This window comes from Vicinamibacteria bacterium (assembly GCA_035620555.1).
GTDB lineage: Bacteria > Acidobacteriota > Vicinamibacteria > Marinacidobacterales > SMYC01 > DASPGQ01.
Genome location: DASPGQ010000617.1, coordinates 1 through 2,545, shown reverse-complemented (window position 1 = coordinate 2,545; position 2,545 = coordinate 1). Strand labels below are relative to the sequence as shown.

Genomic DNA, 2,545 nt, shown 5'->3' with positions numbered 1-2,545 from the left:
GAACCGTTCGCCCTCGTTTTCGCGGCGCTCGGGATCACGTCACGCGAGACCCACACGTTCCTCGAGCGCTTCCAGGCGAGCGGCGCGATGGAACGGAGCGTCCTGTACCTGAACGAGACGCGTGACCCCACGATCGAGCGGCTGCTGGCGCCGCGCGTCGCGCTGACGCAGGCCGAGTTTCTCGCCTTCGAGGCGGGCTACCACGTGCTGGTGGTGCTCGCGGACATGACCCATTACTGCGAAGCGCTTCGGGAAATCGCGACTGCGCGCAAGGAGATCCCCGGCAGGCGCGGTTACCCCGGCTACATGTACACCGACCTCGCCAGCCTCTTCGAGCGGGCAGGAATCCTCGCCGGCCGCGAGGGGTCCCTGACGCAGCTTCCGATTCTCACGATGCCCGACGACGACATGACTCATCCGATCCCGGATCTCACCGGATACATCACCGAGGGTCAGATCGTGCTCAGCCGGGATCTGTTTCGACAAAACGTATTTCCTCCGATCGACGTGCTCCCATCGCTCTCCCGTTTGATGAACGCTGGAATCGGAAAGGAGAGTACCGTGCCCGAGCACCGGGCGTGGGCGGATCAGCTCTACGCGATATACAGTCAAGGCCGCGAGGCGCAGCTCATGTCGGCGATCGTGGGCGAGGCGGGCCTGAGCCCATCAGACCGCCGGGCGCTCCAGTTCACGTCGAGGTTCGAATCCGAGCTCATCGCGCAGGGCGAGGTGCGCCGGAGTATCGAAGAGACGATCGAGATCGGCTGGCGCCTTCTCCAAGGCTTGCCGAGGGAAGATCTCCTCCGACTTCGTAAGGAAGATTGGAAAAGAAGGGAGTCTGCACCTTGAGAACCCTGGAGAGGATCTCCCCGACGCGGATGAACCTGCTTCGCGCGATGAAGAGGCTCGACCGTACGCGGAAGGGCATCGTGCTGCTTCGAAGAAAGAGGGAAGCGCTCGTCTCCGAGTTTTTTCGCCGCGCCAGGCCGGCGGCGGAAGCACGCCGGCTCATCGGGGAGCAGGCCCGCCGGTCCTATCCCGCGCTCCTGAGAACCCTGGCTCTCCACGCGGAATCGGGAGCGCGAGCTCTCGGCTGGCCGAGCCGGGAAGTCGTCGTGAGCCTTCGCCCCTCTCAGGTTTGGGGTATTCCGGTTTCCGAGATCGTCGAGCTCCCGCCGATTGGCAGGAGTCTCGATGACCGAGGCACGGCACCCGGCTCGACCGGACTCGCTGCAGCGGAAGCGGCGGCGGAGTTCGAGAAGCTGGTGTCGCTCATCCTTAGCTCCGCGCCAGAGGAAATGGTTCTTCGCCGGCTGGGGGACGAGCTGGCCCGGACCTCGCGTCAGGTGAATATGCTCGAGCAACGTCTCGCACCGGCGATGCGGGAGCAGGTGGCCACGATCCGAAGGGTCCTCGACGAGCGCGAACGCGACGAGCACCTGCGCTCGACGTTTCTCTCCGAACGCATGGGAAGAGCGACGCCGCGCCGGGGTCGGGAATGGAAGTAGGCTTCCGTCGGGCCCACCGCGGTCCGGGCCATCCGAAGAGTCTTCGGCGGATCCGTCACCTGCTCTTAATTAATAGTACGGGGTAACGACTTTGTCGTTTCGCTTCGTGAGACTCGGGAACCCAGCGGATCAACGACACCCGGTAACGCATCGGGCTTCTGGCTGGGGGACGAGGTCTCGGCGGCAGGCAGGCACTCGAACTCCTCCCGTACCAGCAGCCGCCCGTCAGCCGCGCGAGCTTCCACCCACCAATTGCCCGCGGATCCCGGGGGCAGGGTGAACCGGCTGAACGTGCGCCAATGCGCGCTCCCCACTGTTAGCTCCGCCCGCATGACCACGCGACCCTCGTAAAACCAGAGGTGGCGGATGATCTGCCCGTTCGACCCGCCTATCACCTGTGTCCAGAAAAAAGCGTCGGTCCCTTCGCGAAAGCGGTTCGTTCGGCCAACGAGATCGCGTCCGGTGATACCCGTTCCAACTCCGTGATCGGCCACTATCAGTCCTGGCTCGCTCGTCGTCGGGCTCGACGGCTCTGGGGTCGAAGTTTTGGACGCCGGGCGTCCACGAACCGACGGGGTCGGTGTCGTTTTCGCGATCTCGATTTCGGTGTTCGTCGCGGGCTGGTTTTCCACGTCTCCCGATCGCGACAACCACACCACGGCCGAGGTCAAGCCGATGGCCAGTGCCACTCCTGCGGCTAGGGCCGCGCGCCGTTTCGATTGCAGAGCGACTCCCCCGTTCAAAAGGCGAGACATCTCGTCGATCGTCTGCCGGGCGCTTTCCGGCGTTCCGCGTCCGAGCCGACGCGCCTCGATATGGTAAGCCTCCAGAATGGGCTGAGGGTCGATCCCGAGAAACTCGGAGTAGGCTCGAATGTACCCCTTGTCGAACGCGCTTCCCGGAAGGGTTTCGAGGTCGCTGGCCTCCAGTGCCTGAAGGTAGCGACGGGAAATGCGGGTCGTCCGGGCGATGGCGTCGAGGGTATCCCCGGACGCCTCTCGGGCATCCCTCAGCTGCGTTCCGAAGCTCTTCTCGTT

The 2,545-nt window shown here is 64.5% G+C and carries 3 protein-coding genes; 2 read left to right on the top strand and 1 reads right to left on the bottom strand.

The annotated features are described in order from the left end of the window. Together VEK15_25220 and VEK15_25215 are read left to right on the top strand one after the other, a co-directional pair. The coding region (locus VEK15_25220; GenBank protein HXV64025.1) for a V-type ATP synthase subunit B at window positions 1-849 on the top strand (849 nt) is incomplete at its 5' end. After that, window positions 846-1,508, top strand: a complete 663-nt coding sequence (locus tag VEK15_25215; protein HXV64024.1) for a V-type ATP synthase subunit D — start codon at window positions 846-848, stop codon at window positions 1,506-1,508. The genes VEK15_25220 and VEK15_25215, both read left to right, overlap by 4 nt. A 65-nt stretch (window positions 1,509-1,573) precedes the next feature. Here VEK15_25215 and VEK15_25210 read toward each other — a convergent pair. Beyond that, window positions 1,574-2,545 (bottom strand): DUF2914 domain-containing protein (locus tag VEK15_25210; protein ID HXV64023.1); only part of this gene is annotated, 972 nt, incomplete at its 5' end.